Genomic DNA, 16,429 nt, shown 5'->3' on the forward strand with positions numbered 1-16,429 from the left:
GAAAGAAAAGCAAACAGGTGACCCTGTTTGCAATCGATTATTTTTTGGGTTTTTCTCCAATCCATTTTTCATATATCTTATCGTATTCACCGTCGGATTCTATTTTCTTTAAGAATAAATTAACAGAAGCAAGTAAATCTGTTTCTCCTTTTTTCACCGCAATGCCATACGGCTCATCTGTAAAGATGTCACCAACAACGACATAATTAGGATCTTGTTTTTGCATCCCATATAAGATAGAGTTATCAGTCGTTAGGACATCTCCTTGTCCGGATTTTAATGCTGTAAATGCATCGCTATAATTTTCAAATTCAAGAATATTTGCTTCAGGTGCTTTTGCTCGAATATTTTGAGAGGAAGTAGATCCCTTTACTGCTAATACTTTAGTACCCTTTTGAATATCAGCGATTCCTTTAATCTTACTTCCTTTTTTCACAAGAAGAGCTTGCCCAGCTTTAAAATATACATTTGAAAAATCAACTTCCTTTTTTCGATCTTCTGTTATTGTCATAGTTGCGATAATCATATCGATATCACCATTTTTTAACATTGGAATACGTGTTTTAGACGTAACTTCTTTGAATTCGATTTTGTTTTCATCTCCTAGTAGGTCTTTTGCGAGTGCTTTTGCGATATCAATATCAAAGCCTTCTACTTGTCCAGTGGATGTATTTTTAAGACCGAATAAGTTTGTATCATATTTAACACCAACAATAAGCTTGTCTCTTTTTTTAATCGTTTCTATTACATTGGTAGCGGTAGTATTTGTAGACGTTTCTTTTGCTGTTTTTTCTGTATTACTACATCCTACAATTGCAAATAATAAACTTAAAATGATTGTAAACAATAGAAATGGTCTCAATTTCAAGTGAATTCCCCCTTATAATTAGTGATTTAAAACCCGGCTTAGAAATTGTTTCGCCCGTTGTTCACGAGGGTTAGTAAAAAACGAAGCCGGAGTAGTATCCTCCACAATACGACCTTCATCCATGAATAAAATTCGATTGGCAACTTCTTTGGCAAATCCCATTTCATGCGTTACAACGACCATTGTCATCCCTTCGTTTGTTAACGCTTTCATGACGTCTAGCACTTCTCCAATCATTTCGGGATCAAGGGCTGAGGTCGGTTCATCAAATAGCATAAGTTGTGGTTTCATAGCAAGACCTCTTGCTATCGCTACCCGCTGCTGTTGTCCACCTGAGAGCATAGAAGGGTATGTATTTGCTTTATCAGCAATTCCTACTTTTTCTAAGTAGAACATGGCGGTTTCTATCGCCTTAGCTTTTGAAACTTTTAGTACTTTCATAGGTGCTAACGTGATATTTTCGAGTACCGTTTTATGAGGATATAAATTAAAATGCTGAAATACCATCCCAATATTTCGTCGAAGGTTGTTCATGTTTACATGCTTGTCACGGACGTGAATACCATTAATGATGAGCTCTCCATCTGTAATACGTTCGAGACAATTCATGCATCGTAAAAGTGTACTCTTTCCTGAGCCTGATGGACCGATAATTACAACCACTTCACCAGGTTCTATTTGCAATTGAATGTCTTGTAACACATGAAAATCTCCATAATATTTATTAACACGATTGAAGGTAATCAGAATAACTCCTCCTTACAATTTCTGTGAAGCAAAAACAAAATTTATGAATTAATTACAATTTTATACAAATTATATACTCATTTGAAAATATGAGTCAATATAATATTTACAATATTTATACAATTATAGATTTATTTAGATGTTAAAGGTAATGATGTTAGTATGAAAGCACATGAAACATACATAATTAATGAGTTATTAGGAAACAAATTTCTATTTTGGTATTGTATGAATTTCTGAAAAAGGATCATCTGTTTAGTAGGAAGGGTAAGCGTTTGTAGTGATCGTATTTGTTACTCAATAATAAAACGTAAAACGTTGACATGATTAGATTTTAATTCATATAATAAATTTAAATGAACATATGAGTAATTATTCATACGTTGTGATTATGACGGATGAACTTTCTAAATTACCAGTAGCTATGAACACGGAATATTGTCTATTAAATATTGTTTTTGCATTAGGTGTCAAAGGAATCTTTTTACTGTTAGGTGCATTTGGTCTAGCCACGATGTGGGAATCTGTATTTTCAGATGTAGGTGCCACATTGCTCGCTGTTTTAAATGCATTACGAGCGCTGCAAGTGAAAGGACTGGAAGAAGAAATAGAATGATACTAGAATATTGGTAAGGACTCAATATAGAAAGGAGACTCATTATGATTGGCGAAACACTACAAAGCTTTTTTAACCAGCGTCCAAGCAAAGATGAGCATGGTTTTTATTCCTATTATTTGATCGAGATAGACAATCATTATGAATTACGAGAAGGAGTGCTAGAAACTGGACGATCTCTTTCTATTCAATATAATGATGAAAATGAAGTAAAGCTTACTCTCTATTGTGATAAACAGCCTATTACTATGATACAAAGAATTCCGATTAGCAATGTCACGATCATAAATGACGATGATGGAGAAAGTATTCAGTTTGTTCTAGAACGTATGCCGAGTCGTATGATTAAAGTGAATCTAAAACCATATTTGTCTATTGAATTAAGTTTGTATTGGGAAGTATGCGAGGATTGTGAGTAATAGAAGTAAAATCGTTTACAAAAAAGATAAGTACAAATCGTACTTGTCTTTTTTTTAGATGCATCTAATTCTCAATCTTTTTGATTGCAATAAGTGGTAATAGGACAATGCTGACCCAACCAATCAATGGATATAGAATATGTAATAACTGCCCATAGTTAATAAAGCTTATAAGATATGCCACAAGTAGAATAATATATATGAAGCTACTGCTACGCAAGCCTGTTATAGATTGTAATTGTTTTGTCATCCCAAAGATGTTTCCAATAAGGGTAGTGAATACTTCTCCAAAAATAATCAGTACAAAGAAGAAATGAAATACAGAGTTGAATTTTCTCACAACCTCAGCCATTGGGATACTATATTCCTTAAATTGATCGACAGTTAAAATTGCGAATTGACTGCACAATAAGATGAGAAATAATCCAAGTCCACCTAAAATTCCACCCCATTTCATTACTATTTCATCATTTACTTCGTAAGCTAACGGAACGAGAACACTCTGTGCTAAGAAAAGATTCATAGCTACATAAGTAATCGGACTCGTCACCCATTTCATATTCCAGCTTTCATCTGGGACAGCCTGGAGAACAATCTGCCATGTGTCTGAAAGAGTTGTACAATAAAGCCCGATAATAAAAACCATCATAATCGGTACGACAAGGGCATTGATTTCAAATACTCCTTGTAAACCGCGTGATAGTATGACAACACAGGCTATGATGGTGATAAGAATTCCGAATTGACGAGGAAGCCGCAATTGCTCTTCAAATACTGCTCCAGCTCCAGCAAGCATAACACTTGTGACACTCAGCAGAACGAAAAGGAGTAAGGTGTTGATGATATTTCCCGCAATATTACCAAATAAAAATATATTAAATTCCTGTGCTGAGTAGGAACGAATTTTGCAAGCTAGCATCATCATTTTGGTACCGATTGTAATAAATAACAATCCACTTAATAAAATTCCAATGGTTCCATATGTTCCATGAACAGTGAAGAATTCAACGATTTCACGGCCAGTAGCAAAGCCAGCTCCAACGATAGTGCCTATATATGTTGCTGCAACCCGCTTTGTTGTTTTCCATTGTTGCTCGTTCATGTCATCATCCTTTCTCGCTTGTTACATATTTATATGAAGGCTTGTGCAAAAATAGAAGTACTAGAATGAAATCATGGAGTAATTTGAAGGAATTGTGAATTGTAATGAATTATATTGAAAGGAAGTGAATGATTTAACTTGAAATATGAAAGGGCTTTCTGTATGATAAAGCCATGAGGAGGTGCAAAGATGTTAACAGAAGAACGACATCAAATTATTTTAGAACTAGTTAAGAAACAAGGGATTGTGAAGCTAAATGAACTTATAGAAGCAACAGATTCCTCCGAATCTACTATTCGAAGAGATTTGATTCAGCTTGAACAGCAAAACTATGTAAAGCGAGTTCACGGAGGCGTCTCATCATTACATGCAAAAGGAAAAGAACTCAGCATGGACGAAAAAACGTTCAAAAACATTCAAGAGAAAAAACAAATCGGTCAATATGCAGCATCTTTAGTACAAGATGGAGACTGCATTTATTTAGACGCTGGAAGTACAACATTTGAGATGATTCCCTATTTACTTGAAAAAGATATTACAGTGGTTACCAACGGTCTTATGCATATTGAAGCACTGTTTCAAGCCAATATCCGTGCGTATTTAATAGGCGGGATGATGAAAAGAAATACAAGGGCTTTAGTTGGAAGTACAGCTTTAGAGACATTACTTAAATTTCGTTTTGACATATGTTTTCTAGGAACAAATGGGGTACATCCCGTACATGGATTTACAACTCCAGATCCAGAGGAGGCACTATTAAAGAAAACAGCGTTGGAATTGTCAGGTGCAAGCTATGTGCTAGCTGATCCAAGCAAATTTTCAGAAGTTTCTTTTGTTAAAATTGCAGATCTTTCAGCTGCCACCATACTTACCACGAATATAGAGGATGAAGAGCTAGCGCCCTATCGGAATAAACCAACCATAAAGGTAGTGATTGTATGATTTACACGGTGACGTTAAATCCGTCAGTGGATTATGTTATTCATGTTAGCCAATTTGAAGAAAATAAGCTAAATCGAATGAAATCAGAAGCAAAATTTCCTGGTGGCAAAGGAATTAATGTTTCTCGTATATTAAAACGGTTGGATGTGCCAACTAAAGCACTAGGGTTCATTGGCGGGTTTACTGGTGGATTTATTCTAGATGAATTGGAAAAAGAAGAGGTTCAAACGGACTTTGTTACAGTACATGGAGATTCACGGATTAATATTAAATTAAAATCAGTCAAAGAAACGGAAATAAATGGAGAAGGTCCACTTATTACAGAAGAGCAAGCAAATGAATTAGTGGAAAAAATTAATAATATACCTAACGAAAGTTTTCTTGTACTAGCTGGAAGTATCCCAGCTTCTTTACCTAACTCTTTTTATAAACTGCTAACACGAATGTGCAGCAATCGAGGAGTAAAGGTAGCAGTAGATGCAAGTGGAAAGGTACTTCTAGATGTGGTTCAGTACCATCCTTTCTTAATTAAACCGAATCACCATGAATTAGGTGATTTGTTTGACATTACGATTTCATCAGTCAAGGAAGCAGAGAAATACGGAAGAAGGCTTGTAGAAATGGGTGCTGTAAACGTAATTGTTTCAATGGCTGGAGAAGGTGCACTGCTTCTTACAGAAGATGAAAGTTATTATGCCAATGTTCCTAAGGGGAAAGTGGTGAATTCTGTGGGTGCAGGGGATTCCCTGGTTGCTAGCTTTCTTGGAACTTATGTAAAGACAAATGATGTGGTAGAATCATTTCGTTTTGGAGTTGCAGCCGGCAGCGCGACCGCATTTTCATCTGATTTAGCAACGAAAGAAAAAATAGAAGAGCTAGTATCTCAAGTTACAATCCAAACTCTATAGAAATGAGGGGTTAGAATGAAAATTACAGAGTTGCTTCAAATAGATACAATTCTTATAAACCTAAATGCAACATCAAAATTGGAAGTAATTGATGAACTTGTTGATAAGCTTGCGAGTGCTGGGCGATTACAAGATAAAATAAGATTTAAAGAGGAAATTCTAAAGCGTGAAGCACAAAGTACGACGGGTATTGGAGAAGGAATTGCAATTCCACATGCAAAAACGATAGCAGTTAAAACACCTGCTATTTGCTTTGGTAAATCGGAAGCTGGCATCAACTATGATGCATTAGATGGCCAACCTTCTCATCTGTTTTTTATGATTGCCGCGAGTGAAAACGCTAACAATCTGCATTTAGAAACCTTATCCCGCCTTTCAACATTTTTAATGGATGAGACATTTCGTGCTAAGTTACTTTCAGCGAAAACGGCAGAAGATGTGGTTTGTATCATCGATGAAAAAGAAAAACAAGTAGAAGAAAAGCTAGATACAGATACTGAGATGAATTCATTGAAAAAAGTGTTAGCCGTTACAGCCTGTCCTACTGGTATTGCACATACGTATATGGCAGCAGATGCATTAAAATCCAAAGCAAAAGAAATGGGTATTGATATCAAGGTTGAAACCAATGGATCTACTGGTGTTAAAAATAAGTTAACAGATTTAGAAATTCGTAATGCCGTTGCTATCATTGTTGCAGCAGATAAAAAGGTTGATATGGAACGCTTTAAAGGAAAAGTTGTAATCGAAGTACCAGTTTCAGCTGGGATTCGCAAGCCAGAGGAATTACTGCATCGTGCCATTTCTCAAGACGCACCTATTTACAATGGAAATGACGAAAGTAAGAAATTAGAAAAACAAGCAAGTATTGGAATTTACAAGCATCTTATGAATGGCGTATCCAATATGTTACCATTTGTTGTGGGCGGTGGTATTTTAATTGCGCTTGCATTTGCTTTCGGTGGTATACATGCTGAAGGTACAATTGCTTCGACCTTAATGAAAATCGGCGGTGGTACTGGTGCTTTCTTCTTCATTGTACCGGTTTTAGCAGGATTTATTGCAAGTAGTATTGCAGATCGTCCCGGATTTGCACCAGGTATGGTTGGTGGTTACTTAGCAGCTCAAGCCGGAGCAGGCTTTCTAGGTGGTTTAATAGCAGGCTTTCTTGCAGGCTATATCGTAGTGTTATTGAAAAAAGTATTTTCTTTATTGCCTGAACAGTTAGAAGGAATTAAGCCAGTGTTGTTGTATCCATTGTTTGGTATTATGCTTACAGGACTAATTATGATTCTAGTAATTAATGATCCCGTTGTTTTTCTTAATAAATCATTAACAAATTGGTTAAATGGATTAACAGGAACGAATGCAATTTTACTCGGTGTACTTTTAGGTGGTATGATGGCAGTTGATATGGGTGGACCAATCAACAAAGCAGCATTTACGTTTGGTTTAGCTGCTATTGCAGCAAATAATTTCTCACCACATGCAGCAGTTATGGCAGGGGGGATGGTTCCTCCATTAGGTATTGCATTAGCTACGACCTTCTTTAAAGGTAAATTTACATCCGAAGAACGTAAATCAGGTTTTACCAATTATATAATGGGTGCTTCTTTTATTACCGAAGGTGCGATTCCATTTGCAGCAGCAGACCCAGTTCGTGTAATTGTGAGCTGTATCATTGGATCATCTCTAGCTGGAGCGCTTTCAATGGTGTTTGGCATTACGCTGCCAGCGCCTCACGGAGGAATATTCGTTATTCCTCTAGTAAATCATCCATTGCTATATTTATTAGCTATCCTAATTGGATCTGCAGTAACAGCGGTTATTCTTGGAATATGGAAAAAACCAATTAAAGTTTAAGAATGTACTATTGATACAAAAAACGATACCGTAGCGTATCGTTTTTTGTATTTGGAATGATGGAGAGATTATTTCATTCATTTGTATCAATTTTCATACTTTCCCTAATTTTCAAAAATAAATATGATACAATGAAGATAAGAGAGGGGGAGAAATGTCATGTTTCACTTCTTTAAGGAAAAAAATAGAGAAAGAGAGATTACAAAAGACGAACTGGAACAAGCAATTGCGAAATTTCTCGAGCATAATACTCGTGTTACGTATACAGTCCTCGTAAATGATGATTATACTGTTAATTACAATTTATTAAAGCCGTATCTTCCGGCAATTCCAACAAATTCATTTTTAATTACGAGAGAAACCTTAGAAGTGTTTCAGAATACAGAGGAGAATAAACAATTTGTCAAAGAAATCGATTCAGTCCAACGAGCGGTTGATCGATATGTAGTAGAGAAAGAGACCTTTCCTATCATTGAAGGAGATAGGGATCGAAAAATTAGTTCTATAAAGATAAGACCTTATTTAGGTCGTGAACTAACGCGTGATTTATATATTTCAGAAAAACATTATTTAGTTACAAGTAAACCAGATCTTAAATAATAAGAATCAGTCTTTAGTATAAAATAAGGGCTTGCAACGGTAGCAGCCTTTTTCTTTTATAACTAAGAAAGAAAAGTACTTACATAACAATACTATAACGATAAAACTCTTTTATTTTTCTTCTTTTTAATGGAGAAATAATAAAATATACCTCCAATCATCCAATAAGGTTCCCAAAAAAACAATCTCCAAAAAGTAGCGTATTTATCTACTTCAAAGTCTAAAATACCGGCTGCGCTTAAAGATATAGTGATAAAATTAAGTAATCCATATAAAAATAGTAATAGGCCCAAAATCTTTGTTATGAAATAGAGTATCTTTCCTATCCGTAAATTTCTCCAATTAAACAATAGCATCATAAGTATTACTGCTCCCAGCAATTTTATGAATCCCGTAATCCAAACAATTATTATGAAAGATGGCTCCGGATGCAATGCCATTTTATAAATTGCACCCCCTAAAGATCTAACACCAATCATGCCACCCATTGCCCAGTAGAAACTTATGCCAGCAAATAAAATTGTCCATGTAACTCCTAAATACAAACAATATTTATTGGTTTTGGTTTCCATGCAGAAAGCTCCTCCAGTTTAACAAAAACAATTCTATACAAATTATGCCATTTTATAGAAGCTTACATAATAATACAGAATAGAACAAAAGGAAATAAAAAAAGAAAGGCTGTAGCCTTTCTTCTAGGTATTAATGTCGAAATCCTCTTTCATAGTAATTCATATCCGTTAAATCTAAAATGTATTGATAGTTGTCAATGGATAATTGAAGATCTCGTCGTTCTGACTCTGTAATGGCAGGGTTTTCTAATTTTTTTACTAAATCTAGTTTTTGTGTTTCTAATCGATCCTTCATTTCTTGGTAGCTGTATAACTTAGTCATAGTAACAACCCCCTATGGAATAGATTCCTTTTACATCTTTATTATAGTAAATTATGTAACCAATTTATTTCCTAAATTTTGAATATTATTTGAAACGTTTTATTGTAGTACCTTAAATCTCTGGTGTAGAAGGATTTTATTCAGTAGTGTAAACTAATGAAGGATACTTTTCAATTTCATACTGTCATTGGTAGTAAATAGTGAACGCGGTTATTTTGTGAAGAAGAGGCTTATACATGGCTAGGAGTTGAAATCAATATGAATCAAAAAACAAAGATTCCAGTTACGATCCTAACTGGATATTTAGGATCAGGTAAAACAACATTAGTGAATCGTATTCTATCCGAACAATTTGGACAAAAAATAGCAGTTATCGTAAATGAAATCGGCAGTATTGGAATTGACAATGAACTCATTGTACGTTCAGAAGAAGAAGTGGTAACGTTAACGAATGGATGTCTTTGCTGTACAGTAAGAGAGGATTTACTTGTTGTGCTTAAACAACTTGTGAAAAAATGTGAGACGGAACATTTTGAAGGCTTGCTTATCGAAACAACAGGTCTAGCAAATCCAGGGCCTATTATTCAAACTTTCTTTCTAGATCCTATTATTCAACAATCTTTTGAAATTGATGGTGTCGTAACTGTAGTAGATGCATACCATGTGGAACAACACTTTTGTAAAGGGATTGAAGCGAAAGAACAAATTGCGTTTGCAGATACTATCCTATTAAATAAAATAGACTTGGTAACAGATAATCAAGTAAAGAAGATAACATCTTTTATACGTAGCATAAATCCAACAGCAACCATTACTCCTACTATTGATTGTGAAGCAGACATACATTCACTGCTTCACATTTCGACTTTCCGAGTGAAGGATGATTTGCATGTCCATCACCATGAACATAATCATTTGGAAGAAATTGTATCATTCGTTTTACGAGAAGAAAGACCATTAGACTTTGAAAAAATAAACGAATGGATGGCTGCGATTGTTAGTGAACTAGGTGAATATTTATATCGTTATAAAGGAATATTAAATATTCAGCAAACAGATAAGCGAGTTGTGTTTCAAGGTGTCCATACGTTATTTGCTGCAACATATGATCGAAAATGGCGTGATGAGGAAACACGATTGAGTGAAATCGTTTTTATTGGAAAAGGGCTTAATAAAGAATGGTTTGAACAACATTTTCATTCGTGTGTCTTTGAAAAATAATAGATATACATTTTTATCTATAGAAAAATTATCAAAACATAAATTGTAAAAGATTAAGGGTGGTACATATTATACATGACTAATATGTACCACCTTTTACGTTTGATACATCAAACGTGCTCGATTGTTGAATGACTTTATTTTTAGTAAAAAATTTATTGCTCAACTTCCATTATTATGTATAGTCGAATTATCTGAAAGTTATAAGGGGAGATTTTTATTGGAAACTACTATGATTCAGAAGGTCGGACAAATCGGAGTGCCAGTTAAAAATTTAGATAAGGCAATTTATTTTTATAAAGAAAAACTAGGGTTATCACTTCTATTTAATACCGACAGTATGGCATTCTTTGAATGTAATGGGTTGCGTCTCTTTTTAAGCCTTCCAGAAAAAGAGGAATTTGCTCACTCTAGTTCAGTCATTTATTTTCAAGTTGAAAATATTAAAGAGACTTATGAAGACTTCTTAAGGAAGGAAATTGTTTTTATCGATGAACCACATATAGTAGCGAAAATGGGACAAACAGAAACATGGATGACATTCTTTAAAGATACAGAAGGTAATACTCATGCTTTAATGAGTGAAGTACAAACTCAATGATATGAATGAAAGAGATCGTCTAATATCAACGGTCTCTTTCATTCATATAAGTTTTTAGTATATTTCGGTTTACCTTTTGGAAAAAACAATAACCGTTCATAGATTTCGGGTGGGATTTCATATTCATACCGTTGGATGTCTTCCAAGATTTCCTGCAAACTTCAATGCATTTGATATATTTGTGAAAAATACCATCCCTCTTTATGCACTTTCTTTCACCTGTGCTTGTTTGTTAAAGATTCCACTTTTATTATAGATAAATAATGTAATAACATACATCACGACTGTAAAATAAGCAATTCCAAAAAATCCAGTAAATTTTGAAATAACAATTCCACCTATAATTCCTCCTAAGGAAGAACCAGCATACATTGCTGCATTTGCTAGAGAAGAAATCGTGCTTCTTGCTGTTGTTGTTGTACTTTGTAAAGTCGTCATGAAAATAGGAAAAATAAATCCATTTGTTAGCATTACTAAAGTTAGCCCCAATACAGCTAGATTTAGAGAATCTGCAAAAGGTAATACAATGTATATGCCAAGCAAAACATATAAACCTAAAAGTAATGATTTAGAAATCCCAATTTTATTAATTAATTTACTTCCAAAAGTTGTACCAATTAAATTACCAATACCGATAGCGATCATGGCTGTACCTATGCCCGATAAAGAAAGAGCAAAACTTTTTGTAAACCAAGAACCAATAAAATTTAAAACGCAGAAATTTCCTGTTTGAAATGTAAAGTAAGCAACCAAATAAGATAATGCACGCCTATTTTTGAATGCTTCAGAATAAATCGATGAAAATGAAGGTTTTTCCTTGAAGGTTTCCCCATTATTAATGCTTGGCATAACAAATTGTGTAATAAGGACTAAAATGAGGCTAGCTGCTGATATAACGAAAAATGGAGTTTTCCAAGAAATTGCTGCAAGATAACTGCCAATTGGAACCCCTATCAGTTGGGAAACAGAAAGAGCAGCTGACGTGTAGCCCATAACTTTAACTATATCCTTTTTTGGGATAATAACTGGAATTGAGGCCCATATTTGTGGCCCTGCGAAAGAAGCGCTAACCCCGGCAGCAAAACGAAAGAGCAACATTAAGTAAAAATTTGTTGCGAATCCACACAGAAGGGTAGAAATTCCAAAAGCAAGAAATCCCCAAATCAAAACTTTTTTCTTGTCTAGTCCATCTGAAATGGGTCCAGAAATTAATGCGAATAAAAAATAGCCCAAGGCATAAGCACTAACCAGCCACCCAGAAGTACTTGTTGAAATACCGTACATTTCTCTTAATGTAGGAAGTAAAGGAGAGATTAGAAAAGTATCAGTACCTATCACAAACATAATAAGAAAAAAGAGAATTGTATATTTTTTCAATTCATTCACCTCATTAGTTTTTGTTTTATAATTCGATAACAATAAAACTATCGAATTAATAATTATGTAGTTCGACAGTTTTGAAACAATTAGAATATAAATCTTAAACAAACCTAGACCCTATAAAGTGTCTAGGAAGCCGGGAAGGTACTTTTCAAAAGTATCAGTGCGAATGCTTACAAACTTGTTTTGTCCCTCTTTTCTAGTATAGGTCAATCCAGCTTCTTTCAGTGTTTTAAAATGGTAGGACACTGTTGATTTGTTTAACTTAAAATTTTCACCAACCTCTCCGCAACTCATTGCTTCCCCCTTTTTATACAACACACGTATAATTTTTAAACGACCTTCATCGGCAAGTGCTTTCAAAATTTTAACTCTGATTTCGTCTTCGTTTTGTAGTTTTATATTCATGAAACTATGATAACACTCTTGAATAATTTTACAAGTTTTAAATTCATGGTCGTTGTAGACTAATGAAATGAAAAAAAAGTTATTTATCTATTCCTAATATCAAGATAGGGAGGCAAAAGAAACAATCCTAAGGTCATTCTTGTCTAATTTTTCGACTAATAAAATTAAGGTACATTACCTCTTTTGTAAAGATAGGAATAGGGTAGTAGGACGAACATATATTTAAATAGAAGAGTAATAAGGGGGGATTACGATAATAAAACAAAGGGATCGTTTTGGTCTGCTTGTTGGCCTTATTATAATAATTTTATTCTACTTTGTTTACGATTCACACGTTTATTTTCATACAAGCATATCATCTTCGTTTGTTACCTTAGTAAATATTGCTTTTCTTGTATTTGTTCCAATATTATTGATTTGTATTTCATCTTACATGATCGCTTCACACCGCCAACGGAATCAAAATTTTTCTGGAATAAATTTTAACTATGAAAGGCTTTATGTTTATATGAGCGGTATTGTCCTTCTTGGGGTAGCACTTTTTTTATTTGAGTTTTTGGGGAAAAATCAGCAAGTGCCCCTATATGTTTTATACAGTCTTCTAGTTGTTTGTATTTTAATTGGCAGCGGTTCTATTCTAATAAGTTCAGAAAATAAAGATTATTTTATTAAAATGAACAACTCTATTCATTATCTATTCGTTGTAATTTCACTTATCATCATCTTCTTTTATATCGCTTACAATCATCGATCCCCTCTACCTCAAAGCAAAGCAAAAGAGAATAATGTCTTTCAGCTTATGCAAGATGCTGAGGAAACCCCACAAGCTACAGCAGAGCGGCCCAAAAATTATGAACAACAGTTAGAAAATACATTATTACAGGAAAATGAAATACGAGTGGATGATCATAATTACGTTTCTATTATGAATGTAATTGCGCATGATGTAGAAGCTTTTGTAGGAAAACAGATTACATTTATAGGATTTGTACATAAAGAAGCAGGGTTAGATAGAAATCAAGTTGTCATTGTTCGGTATGCTATTCCATGCTGCGGGGATGATGAGTCAGTACTCGGCATGATTACAACTAGTTCTACCACTGCTTCTTTGCAGGAAGGAGATTGGGTACGTGTATCAGGCCAACTTGGAAAAACTATTGTTTCTAGCACGTTACTCCCCTTTGTACAAGCTGAAAAAATGGAAAAAGTAGCTGCTCCCTATACACCGTATGTGTCTGAGACGTATTCGAAATAATATGTACATCCGTCTTTTCATTAGAAGGTTGCTAACTTAATCAAATATTTCATATACTTAAACTCAAATACGAAATAAAAAAAGCATAAAGGATAAATCAATCTGCTGCAGTATTAGAAAAAATTAGTGATTTTAGGGTGTTGACTATAGGAATTTCATCTATAAAACCTTACATGCTAAAAATGAATAAGGAAAGAATGTGATCATCATTGGATATGCAATTTGTTCATCGGATAAGTAAAGCAGTAGAGATAGCTGCTGCATCTCATCAATGGCAGCTACGTAAGGGTAGTGCTCTTCCTTATATTACTCATCCCTACTCTGTAGCAATGCTTTTACTTCAAGCAGGATGCGCTGAAAATGTAGTAATTGCTGGCCTTCTTCATGATACAGTTGAAGATACAGACCTTACCTTGCAGGACATTGCTCGTGAATTTGGAATACAGGTCGCTCAGTTTGTAGAAGAATGCACAGAACCAGAAAAATCAAAATCATGGGAAGAAAGAAAACTACATAGCATTAAGAAAATACAGTACATTTCAAAGGAAAGCTGTATGATTATATGTTGTGACAAGCTTCATAATATTAAATCCACGTCTGAAGAAAGGCTAAAAGTAGGGGAGAAAGTATGGGAACGTTTTAATCGTGGTAAGGAAGAGCAAAAATGGTACTATCGCTCTATGGTTGCAGCTTTAGAAGTACGTATTTCAGACTTTCCCTTATTTCCATTGCTTCAGCAGGCAGTGAATGATGTATTTCAGAGTTAGATTGTAGATAGCAATATAATTGATGGAAATGGAAATAGACGGGATAGTTAAAAACCCGTCTATTTCCTATACACATTTTCTTATGGATTTCGAATGATATAATAAAAGCATAGACAATATGAGGAGAGGTATATATGTTTCAAACTTACTATAAAAGTGAAATTGGCTGGATTGAAATAAAAGGTAGTGAAAGTGCTATTTCATCTATTTTATTTGTCGATACACCTGATAAGGAAGAGACAAATTCTATTTTAGAGGCTTGTAAACAGGAACTAGATGAGTATTTTCGCGGGCTGCGAAGAGAATTTACGATTCCTCTTTCCTCGGCAGGTACCGAATTTCAAAGTACAGTATGGAATGCATTAACAACCATTCCCTACGGAACGGTAGCTTCTTATTCTGATATTGCTACGAAAATTGGAAATCCGAAGGCAGTCCGCGCAATTGGGAATGCAAATAGTAAAAATCCAATTTCCATTATCGTCCCTTGTCATCGGATTATCGGAAAAGACAAAACTCTAGTCGGGTATGCTGGTGGTGTATGGCGAAAGAAATGGCTGCTATCGCATGAAGGTATACAGATTTAATAAAAGGTAAAAACAACAGAGAAACTTTTCTCTGTTGTTTTACTATGGTAATAAAATAAAAAAATATTAATTATTATCATAATTAATATGTCAATATAAATTAGATGATAGGTGATTTGAGTATAGACTTTGGTGGAGATTATTCTTACAAATGGACTTATATTACGAAAAATTAATAAGTAATAGTTAGTTTTGATAAAAGTGTACATCGTAGATAGATGTACACTTCATGTAAATAGAGGAATGAAGGAATCATTTTGTTCAATAGTCTTATTTGTCTTTACCAAGTAAAACCGAAATTACGGAAATTACTTTGTTTCGGTTCTTCAGAAGTCTTTTTTTCTTCATCTATATGCTTAGGTTTCACACATGATTTATGCTTAGGTTTCTCACATGATTTATGCTTCGGCTTTGGAAATTCATTGATAATGCGAACGCGTACTTCTTTTTTGGAGACGTGCGAGCGTTTAGACCGAGAAGAGAATGAAGTAAATTGAGAACGTTTAGAACTGCACGGAAATGATGTAAAATGCGAACGTTTAGAGAAGCAAGAGCAAGAAGTAAAGTGCGAGCGCTTAGAACGATGAGAATGCTTAGAGTGACGAGAATGCTTGAACCGGTGAGAATGCTTAGACCGGCGAGAATGCTTAGACCGGCGAGAATGTTTAGACCGGCGAGAATGCTTAGACCAGCGAGAATGCTTAGATCGGCGAGAATGCTTAGACCGGTGAGAATGCTTAGACCGGCGAGAATGTTTAGACCGGCGAGAATGCTTAGAGCGACAAGAGTGCTTAGAGAAGCAAGAATGCTTAGAGAAGCAAGAACGCTTAGAGAGGAAAGAATGCTTAGAGAAGCAAGAACGCTTAGAGAGGAAAGAATGCTTAGAGAAGCAAGAATGTTTAGAGCGACAAGAGTGCTTAGAGAGGAAAGAATGCTTAGAGCGGTGAGAGTGCTTAGAACGACCAGATTGCTTGTGTTTTGATTTAGTCCATGAAATAGATTTTTTCTTTGAACGGTTAAAGGTAAATGGTTCTTGTTTTAGAAATTTTTCCATCCCTGCTAATTTCACTTTTTTTACCGCGTTTTTTATTTGGTGTTTATCATAGTTCCTCATGTAGAACCCTCCGATTTATGATATTTATCTTTTCTTCCCTATACAATATGTGATAGAAAAACAGGTTGTTGCTATTTTGCAAAAAATAGTTTCTAACCTAAAAAAGATCGCATGAGAGCGATCCATCTCTTTCAATT

General features: G+C 34.6%; 18 protein-coding genes and 1 pseudogene. 12 read left to right on the plus strand and 7 right to left on the minus strand.

Annotated features, from left to right (window positions below; translation table 11 throughout):
• Positions 1–37: 37 nt before the first annotated feature.
• A complete protein-coding gene (locus ACM5BR_RS03445) occupies positions 38–868 on the minus strand; it encodes a glutamate ABC transporter substrate-binding protein (RefSeq protein ID WP_416825899.1) in 831 nt (276 codons plus the stop codon).
• An 18-nt stretch (positions 869–886) separates the two neighbouring features.
• The gene (locus ACM5BR_RS03450; protein ID WP_416827822.1) at positions 887–1,615 is read right to left on the minus strand and encodes an amino acid ABC transporter ATP-binding protein; all 729 of its coding nucleotides are present in this window, start codon (positions 1,613–1,615) and stop codon (positions 887–889) included.
• Between the two features lie 382 nt (positions 1,616–1,997).
• Between ACM5BR_RS03450 and ACM5BR_RS03455 the strand changes: the two are divergent.
• Positions 1,998–2,231, plus strand: a pseudogene (locus ACM5BR_RS03455) (cadmium transporter); the annotation flags it as partial.
• 44 nt (positions 2,232–2,275) lie between these two features.
• On the plus strand, positions 2,276–2,650 hold the full coding sequence (locus ACM5BR_RS03460; RefSeq protein WP_416825901.1) for a DUF3979 family protein: 375 nt from the start codon (positions 2,276–2,278) through the stop codon (positions 2,648–2,650).
• A gap of 64 nt (positions 2,651–2,714) precedes the next feature.
• On the opposite strand, the gene ACM5BR_RS03465 is transcribed toward ACM5BR_RS03460, so the two are convergent.
• Positions 2,715–3,752, minus strand: a complete 1,038-nt coding sequence (locus ACM5BR_RS03465; RefSeq protein WP_416825903.1) for a YkvI family membrane protein — start codon at positions 3,750–3,752, stop codon at positions 2,715–2,717.
• 189 nt (positions 3,753–3,941) lie between these two features.
• Here ACM5BR_RS03465 and ACM5BR_RS03470 point away from each other — a divergent pair, with 189 nt between their 5' ends.
• From ACM5BR_RS03470 to ACM5BR_RS03485, 4 genes are all read left to right on the plus strand, one after another.
• Positions 3,942–4,694, plus strand: a complete 753-nt coding sequence (locus tag ACM5BR_RS03470) for a DeoR/GlpR family DNA-binding transcription regulator (RefSeq protein ID WP_416825905.1) — start codon at positions 3,942–3,944, stop codon at positions 4,692–4,694.
• Positions 4,691–5,602, plus strand: coding sequence for a 1-phosphofructokinase (pfkB, locus tag ACM5BR_RS03475; protein ID WP_416825907.1), 912 nt, complete (start codon positions 4,691–4,693; stop codon positions 5,600–5,602). Before ACM5BR_RS03470 ends, pfkB begins: the two co-directional genes overlap by 4 nt.
• Positions 5,603–5,617: 15 nt before the next feature.
• The gene (locus ACM5BR_RS03480) at positions 5,618–7,465 is read left to right on the plus strand and encodes a PTS fructose transporter subunit IIABC (protein WP_416825909.1); all 1,848 of its coding nucleotides are present in this window, start codon (positions 5,618–5,620) and stop codon (positions 7,463–7,465) included.
• A 159-nt stretch (positions 7,466–7,624) separates the two neighbouring features.
• Complete coding sequence (locus ACM5BR_RS03485) at positions 7,625–8,065, plus strand: DUF3939 domain-containing protein (protein ID WP_416825911.1); 441 nt, start codon at positions 7,625–7,627, stop codon at positions 8,063–8,065.
• A 92-nt stretch (positions 8,066–8,157) separates the two neighbouring features.
• On the opposite strand, the gene ACM5BR_RS03490 is transcribed toward ACM5BR_RS03485, so the two are convergent.
• Positions 8,158–8,637, minus strand: coding sequence for a DUF3995 domain-containing protein (locus ACM5BR_RS03490; RefSeq protein ID WP_416825913.1), 480 nt, complete (start codon positions 8,635–8,637; stop codon positions 8,158–8,160).
• Between the two features lie 130 nt (positions 8,638–8,767).
• Complete coding sequence (locus tag ACM5BR_RS03495; RefSeq protein ID WP_416825915.1) at positions 8,768–8,959, minus strand: DUF3896 family protein; 192 nt, start codon at positions 8,957–8,959, stop codon at positions 8,768–8,770.
• A gap of 258 nt (positions 8,960–9,217) precedes the next feature.
• Between ACM5BR_RS03495 and ACM5BR_RS03500 the strand changes: the two genes are divergently transcribed.
• Both ACM5BR_RS03500 and ACM5BR_RS03505 read left to right on the plus strand, forming a co-directional pair.
• Positions 9,218–10,180, plus strand: coding sequence for a CobW family GTP-binding protein (locus tag ACM5BR_RS03500; RefSeq protein ID WP_416825917.1), 963 nt, complete (start codon positions 9,218–9,220; stop codon positions 10,178–10,180).
• 220 nt (positions 10,181–10,400) lie between these two features.
• The gene (locus ACM5BR_RS03505) at positions 10,401–10,781 is read left to right on the plus strand and encodes a VOC family protein (protein ID WP_416825919.1); all 381 of its coding nucleotides are present in this window, start codon (positions 10,401–10,403) and stop codon (positions 10,779–10,781) included.
• Between the two features lie 201 nt (positions 10,782–10,982).
• Here the strand turns inward: ACM5BR_RS03505 and ACM5BR_RS03510 are convergent, their stop codons facing one another.
• Both ACM5BR_RS03510 and ACM5BR_RS03515 read right to left on the minus strand, forming a co-directional pair.
• Positions 10,983–12,269, minus strand: a complete 1,287-nt coding sequence (locus tag ACM5BR_RS03510; protein ID WP_416825921.1) for an MFS transporter — start codon at positions 12,267–12,269, stop codon at positions 10,983–10,985.
• A gap of 9 nt (positions 12,270–12,278) precedes the next feature.
• Positions 12,279–12,569 carry an ArsR/SmtB family transcription factor gene (locus ACM5BR_RS03515; protein WP_416825923.1) on the minus strand — a complete coding sequence of 97 codons (291 nt, stop codon included), beginning with the start codon at positions 12,567–12,569 and terminating at the stop codon, positions 12,279–12,281.
• Between the two features lie 508 nt (positions 12,570–13,077).
• On the opposite strand from ACM5BR_RS03515, the gene ACM5BR_RS03520 reads away from it, so the two are divergent.
• The 4 genes from ACM5BR_RS03520 (at position 13,078) to ACM5BR_RS03535 (ending at position 16,160) form a co-directional block, all read left to right on the plus strand.
• Positions 13,078–13,824 carry a TIGR03943 family putative permease subunit gene (locus tag ACM5BR_RS03520; RefSeq protein WP_416825925.1) on the plus strand — a complete coding sequence of 249 codons (747 nt, stop codon included), beginning with the start codon at positions 13,078–13,080 and terminating at the stop codon, positions 13,822–13,824.
• Between the two features lie 215 nt (positions 13,825–14,039).
• Complete coding sequence (locus tag ACM5BR_RS03525) at positions 14,040–14,591, plus strand: HD domain-containing protein (protein WP_416827823.1); 552 nt, start codon at positions 14,040–14,042, stop codon at positions 14,589–14,591.
• A 134-nt stretch (positions 14,592–14,725) separates the two neighbouring features.
• Positions 14,726–15,178 carry a methylated-DNA--[protein]-cysteine S-methyltransferase gene (locus tag ACM5BR_RS03530; protein ID WP_416825926.1) on the plus strand — a complete coding sequence of 151 codons (453 nt, stop codon included), beginning with the start codon at positions 14,726–14,728 and terminating at the stop codon, positions 15,176–15,178.
• A 607-nt stretch (positions 15,179–15,785) separates the two neighbouring features.
• Positions 15,786–16,160: a hypothetical protein gene (locus ACM5BR_RS03535; protein WP_416825928.1), complete on the plus strand. Its 375-nt coding sequence runs from the start codon at positions 15,786–15,788 to the stop codon at positions 16,158–16,160.
• The last annotated feature ends 269 nt before the right edge of the window (positions 16,161–16,429 follow it).

Origin of the sequence: Ectobacillus polymachus (assembly GCF_048159605.1) — a bacterium.
GTDB lineage: Bacteria > Bacillota > Bacilli > Bacillales > Bacillaceae_G > Ectobacillus > Ectobacillus polymachus.